The sequence below is a fragment of the Jannaschia sp. GRR-S6-38 genome, assembly GCF_029853695.1.
Classification (GTDB): domain Bacteria; phylum Pseudomonadota; class Alphaproteobacteria; order Rhodobacterales; family Rhodobacteraceae; genus Jannaschia; species Jannaschia ovalis.
Window position 1 is genome coordinate 2,528,666 of the sequence record NZ_CP122537.1, and the last position, 18,359, is coordinate 2,547,024.

General features: G+C 69.1%; 15 protein-coding genes, 1 tRNA gene and 1 pseudogene. 8 read left to right on the top strand and 9 right to left on the bottom strand.

Translation table 11 applies throughout. The annotated features are described in order from the left end of the window. Positions 1-88: 88 nt before the first annotated feature. Together P8627_RS13020 and hisF are read right to left on the bottom strand one after the other, a co-directional pair. Positions 89-403: a phosphoribosyl-ATP diphosphatase gene (locus P8627_RS13020; protein ID WP_279964571.1), complete on the bottom strand. Its 315-nt coding sequence runs from the start codon at positions 401-403 to the stop codon at positions 89-91. A gap of 2 nt (positions 404-405) precedes the next feature. Further along, on the bottom strand, positions 406-1,170 hold the full coding sequence (gene hisF, locus P8627_RS13025) for an imidazole glycerol phosphate synthase subunit HisF (protein ID WP_279964572.1): 765 nt from the start codon (positions 1,168-1,170) through the stop codon (positions 406-408). A gap of 99 nt (positions 1,171-1,269) precedes the next feature. On the opposite strand from hisF, the gene P8627_RS13030 reads away from it, so the two are divergent. The 3 genes and pseudogenes from P8627_RS13030 to P8627_RS17085 form a co-directional block, all read left to right on the top strand. Next, entirely contained in the window at positions 1,270-1,725 is a 456-nt protein-coding gene (locus P8627_RS13030; protein WP_279964573.1) for a DUF302 domain-containing protein, read from the top strand. A 95-nt stretch (positions 1,726-1,820) separates the two neighbouring features. Next, positions 1,821-2,486, top strand: a complete 666-nt coding sequence (locus P8627_RS13035) for a GAF domain-containing protein (protein ID WP_279964575.1) — start codon at positions 1,821-1,823, stop codon at positions 2,484-2,486. Continuing rightward, positions 2,372-3,028 (top strand): annotated as a pseudogene (locus tag P8627_RS17085) (sensor histidine kinase); the annotation flags it as partial. The gene P8627_RS13035 and the pseudogene P8627_RS17085, both read left to right, overlap by 115 nt. Before the next feature lie 138 nt (positions 3,029-3,166). On the opposite strand, the gene hisA reads toward P8627_RS17085, so the two are convergent. Beyond that, positions 3,167-3,886 (bottom strand): 1-(5-phosphoribosyl)-5-[(5-phosphoribosylamino)methylideneamino]imidazole-4-carboxamide isomerase, encoded by a 720-nt coding sequence (hisA, locus tag P8627_RS13045; protein WP_279964578.1) that lies wholly within the window; start codon positions 3,884-3,886, stop codon positions 3,167-3,169. Between the two features lie 145 nt (positions 3,887-4,031). On the opposite strand from hisA, the gene P8627_RS13050 reads away from it, so the two are divergent. Further along, positions 4,032-4,421, top strand: a complete 390-nt coding sequence (locus P8627_RS13050; RefSeq protein ID WP_279964579.1) for a DUF2147 domain-containing protein — start codon at positions 4,032-4,034, stop codon at positions 4,419-4,421. A gap of 138 nt (positions 4,422-4,559) precedes the next feature. On the opposite strand, the gene hisH is transcribed toward P8627_RS13050, so the two are convergent. Both hisH and hisB read right to left on the bottom strand, forming a co-directional pair. Beyond that, on the bottom strand, positions 4,560-5,198 hold the full coding sequence (gene hisH / locus P8627_RS13055) for an imidazole glycerol phosphate synthase subunit HisH (RefSeq protein WP_279964580.1): 639 nt from the start codon (positions 5,196-5,198) through the stop codon (positions 4,560-4,562). A gap of 1 nt (position 5,199) precedes the next feature. After that, entirely contained in the window at positions 5,200-5,787 is a 588-nt protein-coding gene (gene hisB, locus P8627_RS13060; RefSeq protein ID WP_279964581.1) for an imidazoleglycerol-phosphate dehydratase HisB, read from the bottom strand. A gap of 228 nt (positions 5,788-6,015) precedes the next feature. Here hisB and P8627_RS13065 point away from each other — a divergent pair, with 228 nt between their 5' ends. Then, the gene (locus P8627_RS13065; RefSeq protein ID WP_279964582.1) at positions 6,016-8,577 is read left to right on the top strand and encodes a Hint domain-containing protein; all 2,562 of its coding nucleotides are present in this window, start codon (positions 6,016-6,018) and stop codon (positions 8,575-8,577) included. A 69-nt stretch (positions 8,578-8,646) separates the two neighbouring features. Here P8627_RS13065 and P8627_RS13070 read toward each other — a convergent pair. From P8627_RS13070 to P8627_RS13080, 3 genes are all read right to left on the bottom strand, one after another. Further along, positions 8,647-8,721: transfer RNA gene (locus tag P8627_RS13070), tRNA-Gly, on the bottom strand. A gap of 146 nt (positions 8,722-8,867) precedes the next feature. Continuing rightward, positions 8,868-9,638, bottom strand: a complete 771-nt coding sequence (locus P8627_RS13075) for a hypothetical protein (RefSeq protein ID WP_279964583.1) — start codon at positions 9,636-9,638, stop codon at positions 8,868-8,870. Between the two features lie 159 nt (positions 9,639-9,797). Then, positions 9,798-13,238: a pyruvate carboxylase gene (locus tag P8627_RS13080; RefSeq protein WP_279964584.1), complete on the bottom strand. Its 3,441-nt coding sequence runs from the start codon at positions 13,236-13,238 to the stop codon at positions 9,798-9,800. A 142-nt stretch (positions 13,239-13,380) separates the two neighbouring features. On the opposite strand from P8627_RS13080, the gene P8627_RS13085 reads away from it, so the two are divergent. Next, positions 13,381-13,686 (top strand): hypothetical protein, encoded by a 306-nt coding sequence (locus tag P8627_RS13085; protein WP_279964585.1) that lies wholly within the window; start codon positions 13,381-13,383, stop codon positions 13,684-13,686. Positions 13,687-13,830: 144 nt separating this feature from the next. Further along, entirely contained in the window at positions 13,831-16,251 is a 2,421-nt protein-coding gene (locus P8627_RS13090; RefSeq protein ID WP_279964586.1) for an ATP-dependent helicase, read from the top strand. Positions 16,252-16,687: 436 nt separating this feature from the next. Here P8627_RS13090 and P8627_RS13095 read toward each other — a convergent pair whose 3' ends face one another. Then, a complete protein-coding gene (locus tag P8627_RS13095; RefSeq protein WP_279964588.1) occupies positions 16,688-16,918 on the bottom strand; it encodes a DUF1127 domain-containing protein in 231 nt (76 codons plus the stop codon). Between the two features lie 223 nt (positions 16,919-17,141). Here P8627_RS13095 and P8627_RS13100 point away from each other — a divergent pair, with 223 nt between their 5' ends. Beyond that, entirely contained in the window at positions 17,142-18,338 is a 1,197-nt protein-coding gene (locus tag P8627_RS13100) for an MFS transporter (protein WP_279964589.1), read from the top strand. The last annotated feature ends 21 nt before the right edge of the window (positions 18,339-18,359 follow it).

An 18,359-nucleotide genomic window follows, 5' to 3' on the forward strand; every position in this document is an offset into this window, starting at 1 on the left:
TTCCGGTTTTCCCGCTCGAAATCGTGATCCGTCTTCCGGCCCGCCCGCGGCGCATTGTTCGGGGCGGGGCGTCGGGGGACGCCGTCGCTCAGTCCGCGCGGCTCGCTTTCTCGGTGATTCCGGAGCGGCCGGTTCGCGCTTCGAGACGCGCCATCACCTCGGCCAGATCGACATCCGCGGCGGCCAGCATGACGCAAAAATGATACAGTAGATCGGCGCCTTCCTCGGCTAGCCGCGCGCGGTCGCCGCGCACGGCCTCGATCACCGTCTCGATGGCCTCCTCGCCGAATTTCTCGGCGCATTTCTCGGGGCCGCGGGCGATCAGCTTGGCGGTCCAGCTCTCGTCGGGATCGGCGTCGCGGCGGGCCTGGATGGTCTGCCACAGGGCGTCGAGCGTGTGCATCGTCAATCCTCCAGGCGGACGGGAATGCCGGCGGCGGCCATGTGGGCCTTGGCCTCGGCGATGGTGAAATGGCCGAAATGGAAGATCGAGGCGGCGAGCACGGCGCTGGCGCCACCCTCGGTCACGCCCTCGACCAAGTGGTCCAGCGTGCCGACCCCGCCGCTCGCGATCACCGGCACCGGGACCGCGTCGCTGATCGCGCGGGTCAGCGGCAGGTTGAAGCCCGCGCGCGTGCCATCGCGGTCCATCGAGGTCAGCAGGATCTCGCCCGCGCCCTTTTCGGCCACCAGAGCCGCGAACTCGACCGCGTCGATGCCGGCGGGCTTGCGGCCGCCATGGGTGAAGATCTCCCACCGGCCGCCGGCCACGGTCTTCGCGTCGATGGCGCAGACGATGCACTGGCTGCCGAAGCGGTCGGCGGCGCGGCTGAGCACGTCCGGGTCGGCCACGGCGGCGGAGTTGAAGCTGACCTTGTCGGCACCCGCGAGCAGCAGGTTGCGCACATCCTCGACTGTACGCACGCCGCCGCCGATGGTGAGCGGCATGAAGCAGGCCTCGGCCGTGCGGGTGGCGAGGTCATACATGGTGCCGCGGTTTTCATGCGTGGCGTGGATGTCTAGAAAACACAGCTCGTCCGCGCCCGCCGCGTCATAGGCGCGGGCCGCGTCGACGGGGTCGCCCGCGTCGCGCAGATCGACGAAATTGACGCCCTTCACCACGCGCCCGTCGGCCACGTCGAGGCAAGGGATGATGCGGGTCTTCAGCATGGGCGGGGTTTGGCCCGTCCGGGGCCCGCTTGCAAGGCCACGGAACGCGCGGGGGTGCGGGGACGTTTCCTTCGAGCGCAACCCATCGGAGAACGCCCCATGTTCCGTGCCGCCTGTCTCGCCCTGACCCTCGCCGCCGCGCCCGCCGCGGCACGATCGATCGAAGACGACTACAATAGCATGCTCTCGCCCCGGCCGGTGGCCGAGACGATGGACCGGCTGGAGGCCGCGGTCCGCGACGCCGGCGCGACGGTCTTCGCCCGCGTCGACCATTCGGGCGGCGCCGCCTCGGTCGAGATGGAGCTGCCGGAGGCGCAGCTTCTGATCTTCGGCAACCCGCGGCTTGGGACGCCGGTGATGCAGCAGGATCTGCGCGCGGGGCTGCATCTGCCGCTGCGCGTTCTGGTCCATGCCAGCGACGGCGGGTCGGTCATCGTCTGGGAGGATCTGGACGCGATGCTCGGCGGGCTGGAGATCACGCCCGAGCTGGAGGCGCGGGGCCGGATCGCCGGCGCCCTGGAGCGCTTCGCCACCGAGGCCGCCGCGCGCGAGTGAGCGGCCCGCGTAACGCCGCGGATGAAATCCGGGCCTTAAACCTCCCTTAAGCTCCGCCGCCTAGAGGCCGCCCCACTAGGGCGGGCGAGGGCGCGATGCCGAGTTTTCCGGTTCCAAGCAACGAAGCGGCGCGGCAGGCCGCGCTCGACCAGACTTGCGGGCTGGTCGAAGGCGGCGATCCGCGGCTCGACGCGCTCGCGGCGGAGGTGCGCCGGGTGACCGGCTGCCCCACGGGTCTCGTCAGCCTCGTGGATACCGACCGGCAGGTCTTCTCCGGGCGCAGCGGCTTTCCCCAGCGGCAGACGGCGCGGGACTATTTGATCTGTGCCCATGTGATCCTGAGCGACCGCGACCTCGTCATCCCGGACACGCATGAGACGCCGCGCTTTCGCACCCATCCCGTCGTCGTCAATCCGCCCCATGTCCGCTTCTACGCCGGCACGCCGATCGTGCTGCGCTCGGGCTTCCGGGTGGGCAGCCTCTGCGCCCTCGATTACGCGCCCCGCGACGCCCCCTCGCCGGCGGTGATGGACCGGATGCGCGCGCTGGCCCGGCAGGCGGCCGAGATCCTGGAGGGCGGGGATCCGCCACCGCCCGCGGCGCATCTCGACGGCGCGGATGAGGTGCCGGGGGAGAGGACTGGCGCTTGCGCGGTGCCATCGCGGGCAGTGACGCCGCGCGAGGTGACGCCGCGCCGCCAGCCCGACGCGCCGGGCCCCGCCGATGCCTCGCCCGGGCGCATTCCGACTTCCTCACGCTGATCAATCACGAGCTGCGGACCCCGCTCACGGTCATCCTAGGCTATGCGCGCATCCTGCAGAGCCGGATCGACGCCGATCCGGAGGCGGCGATCCTCGCCTCGGTCACGCGGGCGGGCGAGTCGCTGCGCGATATTCTCGAGAGCATCCTCAACTACAGCGACCTCGCGACGGGCGAGCGGCAGCTCAACGAGGCGGATTTCGACGCCGGTGCACTGATGCGCGACCTCGCGGCCTCGGCGCGCGCGGCGGCGGTGGAGGGTGGCAAGACGGTCGTGGCCGCGCTGCCGGAGGCGGCCGTCCCGCTCTGCGCCGACCGGCCGATGCTGGAGGTGGCGCTGACCGGGCTCGTCATGAACGCGATCGGCCACGGGGGCCACGAGCTGCGCCTCGACCTCACGCGCGAGGCGGATGGCGTGACGCGCTTCGCGATCCGCGACGACGGCGTTCTGGAGGAGGGCGAGATCGCGGCGCTTCTGGAGGCGTTCCGGGTTGGGGGCGATCTGGCGAACCGGGGCACGCAGGGCGGGCTGGGTCTGGGGCTCACGACGAGCCGGCGCATCGTGGAGCTTCACGGTGGCGAGCTGACGCTCGCGCGCGAAGCGGATGGACGGTGGCCGAGATCGTCCTGCCGGCCTGGCGGGCGGCCGACCCGTCCTGACCCCCGGGGGGGTCGGGCGCGCTCAGCCCTTCAGCGCGGCCAACGCCTCGGCCAGATCGATCGCGTCGTCATAGAGCGCCCGGCCCGAGATCGCGCCCGCGATCACGCCGGTGGCCGCCAGCGCCTGCAGATCCGCCAGCGAAGACACGCCGCCCGAGGCGATGACGGGGATGTCCACGGCGCGGGCCAGCGCCGCGGTCGCGTCCACATTGGGCCCGCCCATCGCGCCGTCGCGATCGATATCGGTATAGACGATGGCCGCCACGCCCGCGTCCTCGAAGCGGCGGGCGAGGTCGGGAGCCGTCACGCCGGTCTCCTCCGCCCAGCCCTTGGTGGCCACGCGCCCGCCGCGCGCGTCGATCCCGACGGCGACCTGGCCGGGGAAGGCGCGGGCCGCGTCGCGGACCAGATCCGGGTCCTCGACGGCGACGGTGCCCAGGATCACCCGGGCCAGGCCCTTGCGCAGCCAGGCCTCGATCGTGGCCATGTCGCGGATGCCGCCGCCCAGCTGGGCCGGGCGGTCGATCGCGGCGAGGATCGCCTCGACCGCGGCGGCGTTGACGGGCCGGCCCGCGAAGGCGCCGTTCAGATCGACGAGGTGAATCCATTCGCAGCCCGCATCCGCGAAGGCGCGGGCCTGCGCCGCCGGGTCGTCATTGAAGACCGTGGCGCTGTCCATCTCGCCATGGACCAGCCGCACGGCCTGTCCGTCCTTCAGGTCGATCGCGGGGTAGAGGATCATGGTCGGCGCTCCCTGCCGGGCCTCGGGTCGCGCCCGCCATGCCGCAATCGGGCGGCGAACGGAAGTCCGTGCCGAAACGTCACGCTTGCCAGTTTCGCTGTCGCCACGTCAGGGTCCGGCCCAGTTTCCTAGGGAGGGACCTGACATGAAACGCTTCTTTCTGACCCTGATCGCCGCCGCGGGCCTCGCCGGCGCCGCCCATGCCGCCGACCCGATCGAGGGCGTCTGGCAGACCGAGCCCGATGACGGCAGCTTCGCCTATGTGACCATCGCGCCCTGCGGCGGCAATTACTGCGGCACGATCAGCCGGACCTTCAACGCCTCGGGCGAGTACGAGAGCCCCAACAAGGGCAAGCAGATCGTCCGCAACATGGCCGCGCAGGGCGACGGCGCCTATGAGGGCCGCGTCTGGCGCCCGTCGAACGACAAGGTCTATCTCGGCAAGATCCAGCTGAACGGCAACCAGATGGCGCTGCGCGGCTGCGTCGCCGGCGGCCTGTTCTGCGCCCGCCAGAACTGGGTGAAGGTTCAGTAAATCTGACCCTCGATCTTCGAGGAACGGCCCGCCCCGCGCGGGCCGTTTTCGCGACCGGACTTCCGGCGGCCGCAACGAGCCCGTGGGTCTGGCGTCGGCGCCCCCGGCGGATCGGACCGCACCGGCGGTCCGAAACCCTCAGGGTCTCCAGCGCAGGAAGTTGGCGATGAGCCGCAGGCCGGTGCGCTGGCTTTTCTCGGGGTGGAACTGCGTGCCGGCCACGTTGCCGCGCGCGACGATGGCGGTGACCGGGCCGCCGTAATCGACATGGGCCAGCCGGTCGGCGGCGTCGGCCACCCGCATCTGGTAGGAATGGACGAAATAGGCGTGATCGCCCGTGGCGATGCCGTCGAGGATCGGATGCGATCCGGTCAGCACGAGGTCGTTCCAGCCCATATGCGGGATCTTGAGCGCGGGATCCGACGGCGCGATGCGCTCGACCGTGCCGGGCACCCAGCCGAAGCCCGCGACCTCCTCGTATTCGAGGCCTTTCGTGGCCAGCATCTGCATGCCGACGCAAATGCCGAGGAAGGGCACGGCGCGGGTCTCGACGGCCTCGATCAGCGCGTCTTCCAGCCCCGCGAAGCCCTGCAGTCCGCGGCGGCAGGCGGGGAAGGCGCCGTCGCCGGGCAGGACCACGCGGTCGGCGCGGGCGACATCCTCGGGGCGCGAGGAGACGAGGACCGGACCGGCATCCGTCTCGCGCGCCATGCGTTCGAAGGCCTTCTGCGCGGAATGCAGGTTGCCGCTGTCGTAATCGACGAGGACGGTGGTCACGTCACAGCGTTCCCTTGGTCGAGGGAATGGCATCGGCCTTGCGCGGATCGGTCTCGAGCGCGTCGCGCAGCGCGCGGGCGACCGATTTGAAGGCCGCCTCAGCGATGTGATGCGCGTTGATGCCGCGCAGCCCGTCGACATGCAGCGTGATGCCGCCATGGGTGGCGAAAGCCTGGAAGAATTCGCGCACCAGCTCGGTGTCGAAGCCCTTGATCGCGGGGGCCGTCATCGGGACGTTCCAGCACAGATAGGGCCGCCCCGACAGGTCCAGCGCGGCGCGCACCAGCGCGTCGTCCATCGGCAGAAGGCACGCGCCGTAGCGCCGGATGCCGCGCTTGTCGCCCATGGCCCGGGTCAGCGCCTGGCCCAGCGCGATGCCCACGTCCTCGACCGTGTGGTGGTCGTCGATATGGGTGTCGCCGTGGCAGCGCACCGTCAGGTCGATCAGCGCATGCCGCGCGAGCTGGTCCAGCATGTGGTCGAAGAACCCGACGCCGGTCGCGTTGTCGTAGCGCCCGGTCCCGTCGAGATCGAGCGTCACCGAGATGTCGGTCTCGGCCGTCTTGCGGGTGATGGTGGCCTGCCGCATGGGCTGCGCTCCCGAATTGTGCCCCGGTCTCTTAGGCCGCGGGGGCGCGGTACGAAAGGGGCAGCGCGGGACGCGCTAGCGACGCGCGTGGCATTCTCGCCCCGGTTGTGGATCGGACGTGACGAAACGAACAGTTTGTCACAATCTTGACAGAATTCGGCGGAAGTTCGGCTATAGAACCGCATCCGCGCAAGAACGGAAAAGCGGACTGAGCAGTGTAGTTAACCAATGCCGACGTATGTCCTAGGTCTTTACGACGCGAATCCCGACGCGATCCTTTCGCGAAACGCGGGCGATTTCGTCACGTGGACCGGCGGGGGTGCGACGGACGGATCGGTCACGGTGTTCGACAATGGCACCGGCGGCGAGGAGCTCGCGCTCACCGACGGCAACCGGTCCGAGACGGCGCGAGCCGATTTCGACATGCCGGGCTTCAACGGGACCGACGTCACGATTCAGGCGGAACGGTTCTGGGAACTCCGCGACACGATCACGGGCGAGTCGATCCGCGTCGTGCAGGTCAATCCCGGCGGCACGGGGGCCTTCTACACATTGTCGTCGCAACCCTTGGTCGAAGGCCGCGAATACGAAGTCGTCCAGTTCGACGGTAGTCCTCAGACCAGCCAGAATACCCAGTTCGACTACGCCGATTATAATGACGGGACGGTGCTGGGCACCTCGGGCGACGACGTCATCGATCGCGACTACGAGGGCGACCCGAATGGCGACAAGGTCGACAACAACGACCTGATGACCTCGCCCACCGAGCAGGGCACGTTCAACTGGTCGGATTACGGAAACAATCAGAACCTCGCGGCGGGGGCCACCCAGACGGTCGCAGGCGTGGACGTCACGATCACCTCGAGCCTGCCCGCGGGCTCGACCTTCCTCGCCAATTACGACGGCAATGGCGACGGCAACCCCGATCCGATCTATTCGCCGCCGGGCACCGGGTTTCCGACGGGATCGTCGGCGCGTTTTTTCGCCAACGGCAACGCGACGAACACCACGCTGACGATCGATTTTGACGCGGTCGCGGGCGGCGGCAAGTCGACCGAGGTCCATAACGTCCAGTTCGTCGTGACCGATATCGACTCGGTCGTGAACGGTGCGAACAACTTCCAGGACATCCTGACGATCGACGCCTTCGACGCGCAGGGAAACCCCGTCGCTGTCGATATCCAGATTCTGGGCAACGATTCCGTCTCGGGCAACACGGTCACCGCGCTGCTCAACGACAGCGACCAGCCCAACCAGGCGGCGGGCGCGATCCTGGTGACGATCTCCGGCCCGGTCGAGCGCGTCGTCGTCGACTACGACAACGGCGGGAACACGCAGCAAGCGGTCTTCTTCTCGGATATCAATTTCGACGTCGTCACGAGCCAGGGCAATGCCGACCTGATCGACGCGGGCGCGGGCAATGACAGCGTTTTCGCCGGCTCCGACGACGACACGGTGCTGGGCGGCACGGGCAACGACACGATCGATGGCGATGGCGGCGACGACAGCCTGCAGGGCCAGGAGGGCGACGACAGCATCCTGGGCGGCGACGGCGCAGACACACTGGAAGGCGGGATCGGCGCCGACACGCTTGAGGGTGAGGCCGGCAATGACAGCCTCGACGGCGGCGACGGCCCCGACAGCCTGTCGGGCGGGCTGGGCCAGGACACGCTGCTGGGCGGCGCTGGGGCGGATACTCTGGACGGGGGCGCTGAGGCCGACACGCTGTCCGGCGGGGCCGGCGACGACCTGCTGCAGGGCGGCGACGGTGCCGACAGCCTGGATGGCGGGGACGACAATGACAGCCTGGAAGGCGGCGCCGGTGCGGACACGCTGAACGGCGGTGCGGGTTCGGACACGCTGCTGGGCGGCGGGGGCGGTGACAGCCTGTCGGGCGGCGATGGCGATGACAGCCTCGACGGGGGCAACGGCGCGGACACGCTGGCAGGCGGCGCGGGCAACGACACGCTGATCGTCGGCGATGCGGATACCGCGACGGGGGGCGATGGCGACGATCTGTTTCTGATCGACCCGACCCGGACCGGCGGCGGCAACCTGACCGTCACCGGCGGCGAGACGGGCGAGACGGGCGGCGACACGCTGGACCTGAACGGCCTCTGGGTCAGCGGCGGGATCACCTATACCAACACCGACGACGCCAATGGCGGGCTGTCGGGCACCGCGCTTCTGAGCGACGGGACGACCGTCACCTTCAACGAGATCGAAAGCGTGATCTGCTTCGCGCGGGGCACGCTGATCGACACGCCGCGCGGCGCGCGCGCGATCGAGACGCTGCGCGAGGGCGACCTCGTCCTGACGCGCGATGCAGGGCCGCAGCCGCTCGACTGGGTCGGCGCGCGCAACATCCTGGCCGATCGCACGCAGGCGCCGGTGCGCTTCGCGCCTGGCACGATCGGCAACGCGCGGGCGCTGCGCGTCTCTCCGCAGCATCGCATCCTCGTCAGCGGCTGGCGGGCGCAGCTTCTCTTCGGCGAGGAGGAGGTCCTGGTCCCGGCCAAGGCGTTGGTCGACGGCGCGGGCGTCGTGCAGGAGGGCACGGGGCCGGTGAACTATTTCCATTTGCTGACCCCCCATCACGCGGTGATCTTCGCCGAGGGCGCGGAGGCCGAGACCTTCCTGCCGGCGGCTTGGGGCCTGGAATACGTCGCGGATGGGGACCGTGCGCGCCTGTTCGAGAACCGTCCCGAGCTGCGCGCCGACCTGGCCGCCTATGGCCCGACCGCGCGCCCGGTGATCAAACCCGGCCTGTCGCGCCTGCTGGCCGCCTGACTCCTGACGCCTTCGAAAACGCGAAAGCCCCCGGCCATCGCTGGCCGGGGGCTTTCGCATTGTCCGAATTGGAGCGGGCGATGAGATTCGAACTCACGACCCTTACCTTGGCAAGGTAATGCTCTACCCCTGAGCTACGCCCGCCCGCTTCGGTGATGGTCAGATAGGAAATGGCCGGGTCCGGTGCAAGCGGAAAAACGCGGCCTGCGGCCCGGTTCTGGGCCCGGATGGCGGAATGCGCGGCACACCCGCCCCGCGCGATTCGGGGCCGGGCCGGCGCGGTTCGCCGATCAGCCGTTGGTGCCGGTTTGGCCGTTATCCACGGGCACTTGCGCGACGGTCGCGGCGTCGGGGTCCAGGAGGCCGGTCACGCGGAAATTGTCCAGCGCGAAGCTGCCGGTATTGACGTCGCCGGCCGCATCCGAGCCGAAGCCGAAGACCAGCTCCGCGCCCGGGTCGGCGACGCGGATCTGCAGGCTGGAGCGGCTGTCGAGCGAGTCCTCGCGGTTGATCGAGGCGCCGCCCAGTTCGACCGCGTTGTCGATCACCGCGCCCGTCAGCTGAATACCCGCGGTCTCGATCGGGGTGATGACTGTCTCGCCCAGAAGGCTGGTCACGTAGCCGACCGCCTGACCGTTCACGTAGACATAGCCGCTTTCGCCCTGCAGCCCGTCGAAGGCCAGGAGATCGAAGCTGAGCTCGGCATATTCGGCACTCGGGTCGATGGCGAAGCTGCGCGAGACGGAGATTTCGCCATTGCTGCCGGGGATCGGCCCCAGGACCTTACCCACGCCGAAGACCTCGGTCGCCTCGGCCCCCAGCCAGTCGCCCGCGCCATTGTCGAAGCCATCGCGGTAGGACAGCATGGTTCCGGAATCGACCTCGGAGCCCGAAAGCTCGGAATCGACGGTCGCGGCGAGGAAGCCCATGCCGCTCATGATCTCCTCGCTCGCGGCGACCGCCACGCCCATCGCGAGCGCGGTGATGACGACGTAGTCGACGGAGATCGCGCCGCGCTGATCCGCGCGGAAGCGGCGAAGATGGGGCGTGAATACAGACATGTGAACCACTCGGACAGACAGGAATTCCAAGCAATTTAGCGGGCATCCCTGACGGAACCGTGGTCATTCGCGGGCGAGATCTGGGCGTTGGGCCCCCGGTTCGCGCAACATGCGGCCGATCCGGGGGAGACTGTTCCCGGGGGCGAAACGGAGCGGGCCTCAGCCCAGCTCCACCAAGAGGTCCTTCGCGTCGATCTGGGCACCCGGTGCGACATGGACGGCCGCGACCGTGGCGTCGCGGTCGGCATGCAGGCCGGTTTCCATCTTCATCGCCTCGATGGTCAGCAGAAGGTCGCCCTTGCGCACCTTGGCGCCGACCTGCGCCGCCACCGAGGCGACGACGCCCGGCATCGGTGCGCCGACATGGTCGGCATTGCCCGGCTCGGCCTTGGGGCGCTTGGCGGCGGCCCCGGTGACCTTGCGATCGGGCACGCGTATGACGCGGGGCTGGCCGTTCAGCTCGAAGAAGACGCGCGCGTCGCCGTCCTCATGGGTCTCGCCGAAGGCCACGCAGCGGATCTCCAGCGTCTTGCCGGGGTCGATCTCGGCCTCGATCTCGTCGCCTTGGTTCATGCCGTAGAAGAAGACGGGCGTCGGCAGGGCGCGGACGGGGCCGTAGATCTGGTGGCGCTCGGCGTAGTCGGTGAAGACCTTGGGATACATCAGGTAGCCGTTGAGATCCTCGTCGTCGATCTCCTGGTCGAGCTTGGCGGCGATCTCGGCGCGCACCCCCTCGAGATCGACGGGCTTCAGGTGCTTGCCCGGGCGGTCGGTCAGGGGCTTGTCGCCCTTGAGGACCTTCTTCTGCAGGTCCTTCGGCCAGCCGCCTGGGGGCTGGCCCAGGTTGCCCTTCAGCATGTCGATCACCGAGTCCGGGAAGCTGACATCGGATTTCGGCGCGAGCACCTGATCGACGGTCAGGCCCTGCGCGACCATCATCAGCGCCATGTCGCCCACCACCTTCGAGGAAGGCGTGACCTTCACGATATCGCCGAACATGACGTTCACATCAGCGTACATCTGCGCCACCTCGTGCCAGCGCTCCTCGAGGCCCATGGAGCGGGCCTGTGCCTTGAGGTTGGTGAACTGGCCGCCCGGCATCTCGTGCAGATAGACCTCGGAGGAGGGGGCCTGCATGCCGCTCTCGAAGGCGAGATACTGGGCGCGGACGGCGTCCCAGTATTCGTCGATGCGGCGCAGCGCGGTCATGTCGATGCCGGTGTCGCGCTCGGAGCCCTTGAGCGCCTCGACGATGGTGCCGAAGGTGGCCTGGCTGGTATTGCCCGACAGGCTGTCCATCGCGACATCGGCCGCGTCGACGCCCGCCTCGGCGGCGGCGAGGATCGTGGCCGAGGCGATGCCCGCGGTGTCATGGGTGTGGAAATGCACGGGCAGGCCCGTCTCCTCCTTCAGGGCCTTTATGAGGACGCGCGCCGCGGCGGGCTTCAGAAGGCCCGCCATGTCCTTGAGGCCCAGCACATGCGCGCCCGCATCCTCCAGCTGCCGGGCCATGCCGACATAGTATTTCAGGTCGTACTTGGCCCGGTCGGGATCGAGGATGTCGCCGGTATAGCAGACCGTGCCCTCGCAGATCCGCCCGGTCTCGAGCACGGCGTCCATCGCGACGCGCATGTTCTCGACCCAGTTCAGGCTGTCGAAAACGCGGAACACGTCGATGCCGGTCTCGGCGGCCTGGGCCACGAAGCTCTGGACCACGTTGTCGGGATAGTTGGTGTAGCCCACGCCATTCGAGGCGCGGAGCAGCATCTGAGTGAGCAGGTTGGGCATCGCCGCGCGCAGGTCGCGCAGGCGTTGCCACGGGCATTCCTGCAGGAAGCGGTACGCCACGTCGAAGGTCGCCCCGCCCCAGCATTCCATCGAGAAGAGCTGCGGCATGTTGGCGGCATAGGCGGGTGCGACGCGGACCATGTCGATCGAGCGCATCCGCGTCGCCAGCAGCGACTGGTGCCCGTCGCGCATGGTCGTGTCGGTCAGGAGCAGGCGCTTCTCGCCCAGCATCCATTCGGCGACGGCCTTGGGGCCCTTCTCCTCGAGAAGCGTCTTCGAGCCCGGCGGCGGCGTCTCGGCCATCAGCGCGGGCACGACCGGGGCGCGGGTGTCGGCGGGCGGGCGGGGGCGGCCCTCGGTCTCGGGATGCCCGTTGACCGAGATGTCGGCGATGTAGGTCAGGATCTTCGTGGCGCGGTCGCGGCGCGGCTTGAAGTCGAACAGCTCCGGCGTCTCGTCGATGAACTTGGTGGTGTATTCGTTCGACAGGAAGGTCGGGTGCTTCAGCAGGTTCTCGACGAAGGCGATGTTGGTCGACACGCCGCGGATGCGGAATTCGCGCAGGGCCCGGTCCATGCGGCGGATCGCGGCCTCGGGCGTGGGCGCCCAGGCGGTCACCTTGGTCAGAAGGCTGTCGTAATAGCGGGTGATGACCGCGCCCGAATAGGCGGTGCCGCCGTCGAGCCGGATACCCATGCCCGTGGCCGAGCGGTAGGTGGTGATGCGGCCGTAATCGGGGATGAAGTTGTTGGCCGGGTCCTCGGTCGTCACGCGGGTCTGCAGCGCGTGGCCGTCCAGCTTGACGTCATACTGGCTGGCGACGCCCGTGGCCTCGGTCAGCGACTTGCCCTCGGCGATCTTGATCTGGGCCTGCACGATGTCGATGCCGGTCACCTCCTCGGTGACGGTGTGCTCGACCTGGACGCGGGGATTGACCTCGATGAAGTAGAATTCGCCTGAATCCATATCCATCAGGAACTCGACCGTGCCCGCGCATTCGTAGTTCACGTGCTCGCAGATCTTCTTGCCCAGCGCGCAGATATGTTCGCGCTGGGTGTCGGAGAGGTAGGGGGCGGGGGCGCGTTCGACGACCTTCTGGTTGCGGCGCTGGACCGAGCAGTCGCGCTCGTAGAGGTGGTAGATGTTGCCATGCGTGTCGCCGAGGATCTGCACCTCGACGTGGCGGGCGCGCTGGATCATCTTCTCCAGATAGCCCTCGCCGTTGCCGAAGGCGGCCTCGGCCTCGCGGCGGCCTTCCAGCACCTTCTCCTCAAGCTCGTCTTCGCTCTCGATCGGGCGCATGCCGCGCCCGCCGCCGCCCCAGCTGGCCTTCAGCATCAGCGGGTAGCCGATCTCGGCGGCCTCCTTGCGGATGGCGTCCATGTCGTCGCCCAGCACCTCGGTGGCGGGGATGACGGGCACGCCGGCCTCGATCGCGACCTTGCGTGCGCTGGCCTTGTCGCCCAGCTTTCGCATCGTCTCGGCCCGGGGGCCGATGAAGGTGATACCGGCCTCGGTGCAGGCATCGACGAATTCGGGATTCTCGGAGAGCAGACCGTATCCCGGATGGATCGCGTCGGCGCCGCATTCCTTGGCGACGCGGATGATCTCGGGGATCGACAGATAGGCGGCGACCGGGCCCAGACCCTCGCCGATCTTGTAGGCCTCGTCCGCCTTGAAGCGGTGCAGGCCCAGCTTGTCCTCCTCGGCATAGACGGCGACGGTGCGTTTGCCCATCTCGTTGGCGGCGCGCATCACCCGGATGGCGATCTCGCCGCGATTGGCGATCAGGATCTTCTGGAACTCGGCCATGGCATCTCTCCGTCTGTGACGGTTTCGTAACGCCCGCGCTGCGCCGCGGCAATGGCGGCGACTGGGTATGTGGCCGGGCTGCGGGTCGGAACGATCGGGTCGGCTGTCACGTTTGTCGGGCGCAACTCGAAAGGAAATTCAGATGACCAAGCTCACGACGACGATTGCCGCCCTTCTGATGACGACCGCTCCCGCCTTCGCGGAGATGGGCGACTATGACGGGGATGGCGACGGGATGCTGAGCGATGTCGAATTCGGCGAAGCCGAGGGCGGGCTGCGCTTTCGCGATTACGATACTGATGGCAGCGGCGACGTCTCGGATGAGGAATTCCGCGCCGGTGAGTTCCGCCGCTACGACCGCGACCGCGACGGTGCGATGAATGACGAGGAATATTCCGGCTACGAGGCGGATCGCGCCGACATGGACGACGGCTCGGACGACGGCTGATTATCCGACGACGAAGGCGGGCCGGCCACGCGCCGGTCCGCCGCCCTTCCGACATACGCGCCCGATCGCCGCGTTCCGCTTTTGGCTGGAACGCAAGGCGAACACGGACTTCCCAACATCCCCGCCAGCGTCTATCTGTCGGCCATGACGCATTTCGACGATTCCGACGCGATGCAGGCCGCCAGCCTGTCGGCGCGCGCCATGGCGGCGCGGCCCATGCCCTATCTCGAGGGGCTGAACCCGGCGCAGATGCAGGCGGTGCAGACGCTGGACGGACCGGTCCTGATGCTGGCGGGGGCGGGCACCGGCAAGACCCGGGCCCTGACCGCGCGGATCGCGCATCTGCTGGCGCAAGGAAAGGCGCGGCCGAACGAGATCCTGGCGGTGACCTTTACCAACAAGGCCGCGCGCGAGATGCGCGAGCGGCTGGGCCGGATGATGGGCGAGGCGGTCGAGGGCATGCCCTGGCTGGGCACGTTCCACGCGATCTGCGTCAAGCTGCTGCGCCGCCATGCCGAACTGATCGCGCGGCAGGTTCCGCAGGGCGGCGAGTTGCGCGAGATCCACCTGAAGTCGAACTTTACGATCCTCGATACCGATGACCAGCTGCGCCTGCTCAAACAGCTGATCCAGGCCGCCGGCATCGATGAGAAGCGCTGGCCGCCGCGGCAGCTGGCGGGGATCATCGACCACTGGAAGAACCGCGCCTGGACGCCCGACAAGATCCCCGCCCACGAAGCGCAGGCCTTCGACGGCAAAGGCGTCGCGCTCTACCGCGAATACCAGGACCGCCTGCTGGTGCTGAACGCCTGCGATTTCGGCGATCTGCTGCTGCACGTGATCGACATCCTGCAGGCGAATGACGACGTGCTCGCCCAGTATCGCCGCTGGTTCCGCTACATCCTGGTCGACGAATACCAGGACACCAATGTCGCGCAGTACCTGTGGCTGCGGCTGCTGGCGGGCGGGCACAAGAATATCTGCTGCGTGGGCGACGACGACCAGTCGATCTATGGCTGGCGCGGGGCCGAGGTCGGCAACATCCTGCGCTTCGAGACCGATTTCGAAGGGGCCGAAGTGATCCGGCTGGAGCAGAACTACCGCTCCACGCCCCATATCCTCGGCGCCGCCTCGGGCGTGATCGCCGGCAACAAGGGGCGGCTGGGGAAGACGCTCTGGACCGAGGCCGAGGAGGGCGAGAAGGTCCGCCTGATCGGCCATTGGGACGGCGACGAGGAAGCCCGCTGGATCGGCGAAGAGGCCGAGGCGATGCAGCGCGGCACGCGCGGGCTCGATCCCTACAGCCTGGACGATATGGCGATCCTCGTGCGCGCCGCTCACCAGATGCGCGCCTTCGAGGACCGCTTCCTGACCATCGGGCTGCCCTATCGCGTGATCGGCGGGCCGCGCTTCTACGAGCGGCTCGAGATCCGCGACGCGATGGCCTATTTCCGGCTGGTCGTCTCGCCCGAGGACGATCTCGCCTTCGAGCGGATCGTGAACACGCCGAAGCGGGGCCTGGGCGACAAGGCCCAGCAGACGATCCAGGTGATGGCGCGCGCAAACGGCGTGTCGCTTCTGGAGGGCGCGCGGCTCTGCGTGCGCTCGAAGACCATCGGGGGCAAGGGCGGCAAGGCGCTGGGCGAACTGGTCGACGGGCTGGACCGCTGGCGCGCCGAGATGCTGGACGGCCGCGACCATATCCGGCTGGCGGAGGAGATCCTCGACGAGAGCGGCTACACCGCCTTTTGGCAGAACGAGAAGACGCCCGAGGCGCCGGGCCGGCTCGAAAATCTCAAGGAACTGGTCAAGGCGCTGGAGGGCTTTGAGAACCTGCAGGGCTTCCTCGAGCATGTCGCGCTGATCATGGACAACGAGACGCAGGCCGAGGAGCCGAAGATCACGCTGATGACCCTGCATGCGGCGAAGGGGCTGGAGTTTCCGGTCGTGTTCCTGCCGGGCTGGGAAGACGGGCTGTTCCCGTCCCAGCGGTCGATGGACGAAAGCGGCGTCAAGGGGCTCGAGGAGGAGCGCCGGCTGGCCTATGTCGGCATCACCCGGGCCGAGGAGCTCTGCACCATCAGCTTCGCCGCCAATCGGCGCGTCTACGGCCAGTGGCAGTCGGCGCTGCCCTCGCGCTTCATCGACGAGCTGCCCGAGGCCCATGTCGAGGTGCTGACGCCGCCGGGCCTTTATGGCGGCGGATTCGGCGCCACGGGCATGGCGGCCGCGCAGCAGAGCGCGATGTCGGGCGGGGTCGAGAGCAACCTGCAGGACAAGGCGTCGAAGGCCGATGTCTACAACTCGCCCGGCTGGCGGCGGCTGCAGGCCAATGCGAGCCGTCCGATCCGGCAGCCGACGGAAGCCAAGAACCTGACGATCGACGCGAGCGCCGTCTCGGCCTTCGGCGAAGGCGATCGGGTCTTCCACACGAAATTCGGCTATGGCGACGTGACCGGGATCGAAGGCGACAAGCTGGAGGTGGCCTTCGACAAGGCGGGCACGAAGAAGATCGTGGGCCGCTTCCTGGTGCCCGCCGCGCAGGCGGGCGAGGTGCCGTTCTAGGCCGCGTCTCCGGATCCCCAAAAAGAAAAAAGCGACGACGCCGAGGGGAGGAGGGCGCCGTCGCTTCTGTCTCGGGCGGTCGCCCCGGGGAGGGAGAGGCGCCGCCAAGGTCCCGCGCGCGCTTTGGAGGGAGGAGTGCGCGTCGGCGGAACTTGCTTCCGAACGCCGCGGCGTCCGGTCGGTTCCGAACTTTCTCGCCTATGCGAGGTGAAGCCCGGCGGCGTCGGCCCGGCGACCCTCCGAGGGAGGGCGGAGGATCGCCGAGGCCTTGCCGTTCGCCGACCCCGGGGAGGCGGGGCCAGCCGATCCGGTCCCCCGAATTGGGAGGAGTGGGGAACCGGGATGGGGTGCGGCGGTCAGATCAGGGAGGAGATTGCCGCCGCGAGACCCGTCACCGCGCGAGGGAGGACGCGCGATGCCGGGAATGGGTGATGCCTCAGGCGGATTTGCCGTAGGCGGCTTCCATCGCGAGCCAGTGGATATCGCCGCGGGCGATCCCCAGATCGGCGAGATCGCGATTCGACAGGCGCGACAGCTCGGCGATGGTGGTGCGGAAGGTGCGATACTGCTGCCACTGGGTGCGCGCCAGCGCGATGCGGGCGGCGACGCGGTCCTTCAGGGTCGAGGCGATCGCGGTGGTGGTCGTGTTGTACGTCGTGGTGGCCATTTGTCTTCCTTTCCTTGCGGACCGGCTTGGCCCGCTCTCGGCGTCGGACCGGATTGTCCGTTTGCCGCTTCGTTGAGGGAGAGATGGGGCGATTGCTGCGTATGCACAACGCCCGGGACGGCAATGCTGCCATGCAGCAAGCGCATATGTTTCCTCGCGTCACCGCCCTTGCCGGACGCCGGGTCACTGGCCCAAGGGGCGCCGCGCTCCATCTTGGCGGGACATGAGCGCGCTCTCCCATACCGGCTTCCGGGCCTATTTCCTCGCGGCCGTACCGCTGGTGCAGGCGCTCTGGGCGCAGCGCGTCACGCTGGGCTGGCTCGCCTGGGAGATCTCGGGCTCGGCGCCCTTCGTCGGGTTGATCGCGGCGCTGGGGCTGGCGCCGATGCTGGTCTCGGGCCCGGTTTTCGGCGTGCTGGTCGATCGCGCCGATATCCGCCGCGCGCTGATGTGGACCAGCGGGACGATGGCCGCGCTCTTGGCGCTGGCCGCCGCGCTGGCGGGCGGGCCGGGGCTGGGCAAGGTCGGTCTGGCGGTGTTGGCGCTGGCGATCGGGGTGGTGACCTCGGCGCATCACCCGGTGCGCATGTCGCTGGGGCCCCGCCTGGTCCCCCGGGCCGAGGTGCCGTCCGTGGTTGCGCTCTCGGCGCTGAACTTCAACCTCGCGCGGCTGGTCGCGCCGGTCCTGACCGGGCTCGCCATCGCGAGCTTCGGCGCGGTGACGACGCTGTGGGTCTCGGCGGCGCTGTACCTGCCGATGCTGGTGGCGATCCGCTGGATGGATCCGCGCGACTTGCCGGCGGGACGGGCGCACGAAGGGATCGCGACGGCCATCGCGGGCGCGCTCCGCTATATCGCGGCGACGCCGGTGGCGCGCCAGGCGCTGGTGCTGACGGCCGCGATGGCGGTACTGGTTCGCGGCTACCTGGAGCTTCTGCCGGTGATGGCCGAGGGCGTGCATGCCCGCGGGGCCGAGGGGCTGGGCCTGCTGACCGCGGCGGCGGGGGGCGGCGCGCTGCTGGCGGCGCTGGGCAAGACCGCGGGGGCTGGGCGCGGCACGGGGATCGCGCCGTCGGCGCGCGCGGCGCTGGTGGGCGGCATCGCCGCGCTGGCCGCGCTGGGCTGGTCGGAGAGCTGGGCCGCCGCGCTGGGCTGGACCGCCGTGCTGGGCTTCGCCTCGACCTTCTGCGGCATCAGCTTCCAGGCGGCGGTGCAGCAGGACCTGCCGGACGATCTGCGCGGACGGGTCATGTCGCTCTGGGTCGTGGTCGGGATCGGCGCGGTGGCCCTGGGCTCGGGCATGCTGGGCTGGCTGGCCGGGCCCTTCGGTCTGCCGGCCGTCCTGGCCGCCGCGGGCCTCGCCGGCGCGGCGCTGTCGCTGCCGCTGGCCTTGCCATCCCGCCGCCGGGCCGCCACGTAACGCTCCAGCAGGCGGCCACGG